Source organism: Pseudomonas quasicaspiana (assembly GCF_021147825.1).
Classification (GTDB): Bacteria; Pseudomonadota; Gammaproteobacteria; order Pseudomonadales; family Pseudomonadaceae; genus Aquipseudomonas; species Aquipseudomonas quasicaspiana.
The window spans coordinates 73,494-79,589 of the sequence record NZ_JAGTPI010000022.1 but is presented as its reverse complement, the minus strand read 5'-3'; the positions used below and the strand labels follow the sequence as shown (position 1 = coordinate 79,589).

Here is a 6,096-nt window from a genome sequence, read left to right as displayed (position 1 = left end):
AGGGCATGGTCAGATCCTCGCGAAATCGACCCTGCCAGTTAAAAACTGTTACCTATGTGCGTGAACTGATTTGTAACCCATGTGGGTGAGTCATACCGGGCAAGAGCGTTTTGCTTACTTTTGCGCTTTCAAAAGTGAGGCGCTGTAAAAGCGCAACCAATATCAGCCGTGGCTCCGGTAACGGATATGTACACAAGAATTGCTGCATGAAAGTTGTGTAGATACCTATGCCGCGAAAGAGCGACGCGGCCTGCAGTAAAACCGCGGTGTTCTTATCGTCGCAATGCCGCCCAGACCAAGCACCGCTCTCACAGGAAACCGAGTTCGCCACGCGACAACGCGGTGCCCAAGGACACCGCGCCGTCTAACACATATCTCTCAATACCCCGTAACCGCCCCTGGAATCCACGAAGTCCCTGCCAGCGGCACCCGCGCCATCGCCGCTGATTCAACCGTCAATGCCACCAGATCCTCAGGATCAAGGTTGTGCAGGTGCGATTTGCCGCAGGCCCGGGCCATGGTCTGTGCTTCCAGGACCAGCACCCGCAAGTAGTTGGCCAGACGACGGCCACCTTCCACCGGGTCCAGACGCTTGGACAACTCAGGATCCTGCGTGGTGATACCCGCAGGGTCGCGACCGTTCTGCCAATCGTCATAGAAGCCCGCCGCCGAACCGATTTTTTTCAGCTCCTCGTCCAGACGTGGATGGTTATCGCCCAACGCGATCAACGCCGCAGTACCGATGGCAACAGCGTCGGCACCGAGTGCCATGGCCTTGGCCACATCGGCACCATTACGAATGCCGCCGGAAACGATCAACTGAACCTTGCGGTGCATGCCCATCTCTTGCAGCGCCTGAACAGCTTGCGGGATGGAGCAAAGGATCGGCAGGCCGACGTGCTCGATGAACACCTCCTGCGTTGCCGCCGTACCGCCTTGCATGCCGTCGAGCACGATCACGTCGGCACCGGCTTTAACCGCCAGCTTGACGTCGTAATACGGGCGACTTGCGCCGATCTTCACGTAGATCGGTTTTTCCCAATCGGTGATTTCGCGAATCTCGGCAATCTTGATCGCCAGGTCATCCGGGCCGGTCCAGTCCGGGTGGCGACAGGCCGAACGCTGGTCGACGCCAATCGGCAAGGTGCGCATACCGGCCACACGCTCGGTGACTTTCATGCCGAGCAGCATGCCGCCACCGCCCGGTTTGGCGCCCTGCCCCAGCACGATTTCGATGGCATCCGCTTTGCGCAGGTCATCAGGGTTCATGCCGTAACGCGATGGCAGGTACTGATAAACCAGATGCTGAGACTGACCACGCTCTTCCGGGGTCATACCGCCGTCGCCCGTGGTGGTACTGGTCCCGGCAATGGACGCGCCGCGACCCAGGGCTTCCTTGGCGTTGGCCGACAATGCGCCGAAGCTCATGCCAGCGATGGTCACCGGGATTTTCAGGTGGAGCGGTTTCTTGGCGAAACGGTTGCCGAGGATCACGTCGGTGCCGCACTTCTCGCGATAGCCTTCCAGCGGATAGCGGGACACGCTGGCGCCCAGCAACAGCAAGTCATCAAAGTGCGGCAGCTTGCGCTTGGTGCCGCCGCCACGAATGTCATAGATGCCGGTTTCGGCGGCGCGCTGGATTTCCTGAATGGTCAGCCGGTCGAAGGTCGCTGATTCGCGCAGTACGGGAGTCGCTGCTTTCGGGTTAATAGAGTCGCTCATGGTGTGGCTCCTGAATCAGTACGCAGACGCGTTATCGACTTTGAAGTTGTACAACTGACGGGCCGAGCCATAGCGCTTGAAATCAGCGGCCTTGTGCTCGAAACCGGCGCGATTGAGCAACCCTTGCAGTTCTTCCAGATGCTCGGCGCGCATCTCTTTCTCGATGCAGTCCGAGCCCAGGGATTCCACAGTGCCTTTGACGTAGATGTGGGTTTCATACAGCGAGTCGCCCAGCGCATCGCCCGCGTCACCGCACACCACCAGTCGCCCGGCCTGGCCCATGAAGCAGCTCATGTGGCCGATGCTGCCACCGACCACGATGTCGATGCCTTTCATGGAAATGCCGCAGCGCGCTCCGGCGTCACCCTCAATGACCAGCAAGCCGCCGTGAGCCGTGGCGCCTGCAGCCTGGGACGCGCTGCCTTTGACCCGCACGTAACCGGACATCATGTTCTCGGCACAACCCACGCCGACATTGCCGTGCACGGTGATCGAGGCCTTCTGGTTCATGCCCGCGCAGTAGTAACCGGCATGGCCCTGAATATCGATGGACACCGCTTCGTTGACGCCGACCGCCAGGTTGTGTGCGCCGTTGGCGTGAGTCACCACCCACTCGCGATCCTGCACGTTATTGACTTGATCGTGCAGCGCCTGATTCAGCTCGCGGACGGTGGAGGTGGAAAGATCGATGGTTTTCATGTGTGCGCTCCTTAAGCCGACTCGCGTTCCCAGATGTACATGGTGGCCGGGACGGGTTCCCAGACCTTGGCGTTTTCGATACCCGGCAGGCTCGACAGCGCCTGATACTCCGAGGCCATGGCCACGTAATCATCGGTTTCAGCGAGGATGGCTGGCTTGCAGGCAATCGGATCACGGATCACCGCGAAGCCATTACGGGTGCCGATGGCGAAAGTGAAAAAGCCGTCCAGTGCGTCCAGCGAACTGTCCAGGGCGGTCTTCAGCGAATCGCCCTGTTGCAGACGCCAGGCGAGGTAACCGGCGGCCACTTCAGTGTCGTTTTCGGTGTCGAAATTGATGCCTTCGCGGCGCAGTTCCTGACGCAGGCGGAAATGGTTGGACAGCGAGCCGTTGTGCACCAGGCACAGGTCCGCGCCTGTCGAAAACGGATGGCTGCCTTCCATGGTCACCGCGCTTTCCGTGGCCATGCGGGTGTGGCCAATGATGTGGCTACCCTTCATGTTCGCCAGACCGAAGCGTTCGGAAATCTCCTTGGGCAGGCCCATACCCTTGAGAATCTCGATGCTCTTGCCGGCACTCATGATCCGCACGCTGGGTGCCAGTTCAGCCAGTGCGGCACGCACCACCGCTTCTTCGGCCTTGACCTTGAGCACGATGGCGCTGGCGTTCTGAAACCAGTCCAGAGACGTCGCCAGACGATCTTCCAGCGCGGCAACCAGCGCCTGAAAGTCGTAGTCCTCAGTGGTCGACTGCAAGGTCAGTTTGATCCAGCCGTCCCCCACTTCATCGCCATAAATCGCAAACCCTGCGCTGTCCGGGCCGCGATCCGTCATGGCTTCGAGCATCGGTTCAAACAACTTGCCGAGCTGGGACTCCAGCGCCGGATTTTTCAAATACAAGCCAACGATTCCGCACATAGCCTCACCTTGTTCGGGAGCGGTAAGCTGCAAGCTTTAAGCTGCAAGCTGACCGGGTAGATAAATAGTTTTGTGTCGTTGCCGCAGACTGCTTTTCCTTGCCGCTTGCAGCTTGAAACTCGCAGCTGCCGCCCAGCTAAATCAGAAAAACTCGGTGTAGCGCTTGATCTCCCAATCACTCACATGGCGGCTGTACTCCACCCACTCCATGCGCTTGAGCTTGATGAATTCGCCAACGATTTCCTGACCCATCACTTCAGCGAACAGCGGGTCCGCTTCCAGCGCATCGCAGGCTTCCTTGAGGGACTGCGGCAGCGTCTTGATGCCGCGCGCGGCGATTTCTTCAAGGCTCAGGCTGTAGAGGTTTTCGTTGCAGATCTGCTCGGGTTCCAGCTGGCGGTCGATACCGTCCAGGCCCGCAGCGATGATCGCGGCGCTGACCAGATAGGGGTTGCACCCGGCGTCCGGCAGACGGAATTCCAGGCGGCCGTAAGGCACGCGGACCATTGCCGAGCGGTTGTTGGCACCAAAGGCAATAAAGGCTGGCGCCCAGGTCGCGCCTGATAGCGAATTACCCACAACAAGCCGCTTGTAGGAGTTGACGGTCGGTGCGGCAAAGGCACACAGCGCCGGGCCATGGGCAAGCAGACCCGCCGCGAAGTGGTAGGCCATTTTCGACAGGCCCATACCGTGCTTGTCGCTGGCATCGAAGAACAGGTTTTTGCTTTCGGCGCTGCTGATCGACAGGTGAAAGTGCATGCCGTTACCGGCGCGCTTCGGGTCCGGTTTTGGCATGAAGGAGCAGATCATGCCCATGTCATTGGCGATCTCACCGGCCGCCATGCGGAAGAACGTGAAGCGGTCCGCCGACTCCATGGCATCGCTGTAGGTGTAGTTGATCTCGAACTGGCCGTTGGCGTCTTCGTGGTCGATCTGATAGATCTCGAAGCCCACCGGCTGCAAGGCTTCGGTCAGACGCTCAAGGAAGGCCCGGGAACGGGACAGGCCTTTGTAGTCGTAGCAGGGTTTGTCGAGGTTATCGCTGGCATCGACCAGTTGCAGCTTGCCGCTTTCATCGCGACGCATCAGGTTGAATTCAGGCTCTAAACCGGTATTGAGGGTCCAGCCCTTGTCTTTCAAACGCTGCACTTGTTGCTGCAACACATAGCGGCTGTCGTAAGGATGTGGCTGACCATCAACATGCCCGATGCACACCACCCGGCCATAACCGGGTTGCCACGGCACGGGAATCAGTGTCGATAAATCGCCTTTGGCCATGAAGTCCGGCCCGTGCGGCTCCATACCCATGCCGCAGATAGCGAAGCCTGCGAACCCGGCACCCGCCTCGGCTACGGCCTCAAGACCACAAACCGGCACCGATTTGGTTTTCGCCGCGCCATGAATATCGACGAATTGCGCCAGCACGTATTTGATCCCGTGCTCCTCGATCAAGCGCTGTGTTTCTGGTGGCAACATGAGTGATCACTCCTCGCGATAGGCAAGCGTTGTAGTAGGGATGACGGTTTCACTTTCCATCGGAACACTGAATATTCCGAAAGGGAAAGTTACTTTCCCAGCAGGAATGCAAGCTACTTGCCAACTTGGTATACCAACGGCAGAAAGGAATCGAGGGGCGAAATTCTGCTGTATATATGGGAAACTCGTTTTCCCACGAGGAATAATCAGCCGCCGAAAAATTAAGAGCGGGAAAAAACGCACATTCTCAGTGCGAAATTAAATTTCACGAACGGAAAACGTGCACACCTGATGAACATGCCGAACGAACCTGAACCGAAGTTGAAGCTTGAGCAGTACCTGGGCATTCAGATCAAACGCCAGCGCCAGGCGCAGGAGCTGAAGCTGGCCGACGTTGCGCGTATCGCGGGCATCAGTCAGGGCATGCTGAGCAAGATCGAAAACGCACAGGTCTCCACCAGTCTGGATAACCTGAGTCGGCTGTGTGATGTGCTGGGCATGCCTATGTCCAAGCTGTTCGCCCAGTACGATCAGAAAGGCAGCAGCGCGCTGTTGGTCAAGGCCGATGAAGGACTTGAAGTGGTCCGGCGCGGTACTGAGAAAGGCCACACCTACCACCTGCTCAACCACACCCGAGGCCCGAAGAAGAGTTTCGAGGCGTACATGGTGAGCATGGACGACGCCAGCGAGGAATTCCCGACCTTCTCCCACCCCGGAACCGAGTTTCTGCACCTGCTGGAGGGCGAACTGGTATATCGCCACGGCAACCAGCTGTACCGCATGGAAGCCGGTGACAGCCTGACCTTCGACGGCGACATTCCCCATGGCCCGGAAGAACTGGTCAAAGTGCCAATCCGCTTGTTGTCGATCATGAATTATGGGGCGCAGGGGGAGTAAGGGGGGTCGCTGACTGAATGCAGCCATTAGGGATTCTATGTTGGCCTGAAAGCTTGCTGAGCTCTTGAGCTTGTAGGACTGGCTTTAGCCGGGAGGACGTCGAATCATTCACTAAATCACCTTCGCGAGAAATATCGCCCTCCCGGCTAAAGCCGGTCCTACGGGATTGCGTAGAACCTGCGTAAGCTCAGCTTGGTCCGGGCGGTATTCCAGACCAGGCAGTAGTGGCCTGCCTGTTTCGTCACCGTCACCCCGCCTTGTAAAATTTCCCCACAGTAAAAAAAGTTTCCAGAAAATTCTGGACGCAGGATTTTCTTTCGCCTATAAAACCGCCTCATGAATATTTAATTCCTGATGGGAATTTTTATTCACCCAGAAAAAACCT

The 6,096-nt window shown here is 58.1% G+C and carries 5 protein-coding genes; 1 reads left to right on the top strand and 4 read right to left on the bottom strand.

Annotated features, from left to right (window positions below):
- Positions 1-378: 378 nt before the first annotated feature.
- From KDX30_RS14995 to glnT, 4 genes are all read right to left on the bottom strand, one after another.
- A complete protein-coding gene (locus KDX30_RS14995) occupies positions 379-1,722 on the bottom strand; it encodes an FMN-binding glutamate synthase family protein (RefSeq protein WP_027901061.1) in 1,344 nt (447 codons plus the stop codon).
- 15 nt (positions 1,723-1,737) lie between these two features.
- Positions 1,738-2,421 (bottom strand): GltB/FmdC/FwdC-like GXGXG domain-containing protein, encoded by a 684-nt coding sequence (locus KDX30_RS14990; protein WP_095097189.1) that lies wholly within the window; start codon positions 2,419-2,421, stop codon positions 1,738-1,740.
- 11 nt (positions 2,422-2,432) lie between these two features.
- Positions 2,433-3,338, bottom strand: coding sequence for a class II glutamine amidotransferase (locus KDX30_RS14985; RefSeq protein ID WP_231676744.1), 906 nt, complete (start codon positions 3,336-3,338; stop codon positions 2,433-2,435).
- A gap of 141 nt (positions 3,339-3,479) precedes the next feature.
- Positions 3,480-4,814, bottom strand: coding sequence for a type III glutamate--ammonia ligase (gene glnT, locus KDX30_RS14980; RefSeq protein ID WP_231676743.1), 1,335 nt, complete (start codon positions 4,812-4,814; stop codon positions 3,480-3,482).
- A gap of 291 nt (positions 4,815-5,105) precedes the next feature.
- Here glnT and KDX30_RS14975 point away from each other — a divergent pair, with 291 nt between their 5' ends.
- Positions 5,106-5,711, top strand: coding sequence for a helix-turn-helix domain-containing protein (locus tag KDX30_RS14975; protein WP_027901065.1), 606 nt, complete (start codon positions 5,106-5,108; stop codon positions 5,709-5,711).
- Positions 5,712-6,096: the final 385 nt, after the last annotated feature.

Bases quoted from the DNA above. Each gene is read 5' to 3' on its own strand.
- KDX30_RS14995 (WP_027901061.1), bottom strand. From the start codon at position 1,722: ATGAGCGACTCTATTAACCCGAAAGCAGCGACTCCCGTACTGCGCGAA.
- KDX30_RS14990 (WP_095097189.1), bottom strand. From the start codon at position 2,421: ATGAAAACCATCGATCTTTCCACCTCCACCGTCCGCGAGCTGAATCAG.
- KDX30_RS14985 (WP_231676744.1), bottom strand. From the start codon at position 3,338: ATGTGCGGAATCGTTGGCTTGTATTTGAAAAATCCGGCGCTGGAGTCC.
- glnT (WP_231676743.1), bottom strand. From the start codon at position 4,814: ATGTTGCCACCAGAAACACAGCGCTTGATCGAGGAGCACGGGATCAAA.
- KDX30_RS14975 (WP_027901065.1), top strand. From the start codon at position 5,106: ATGAACATGCCGAACGAACCTGAACCGAAGTTGAAGCTTGAGCAGTAC.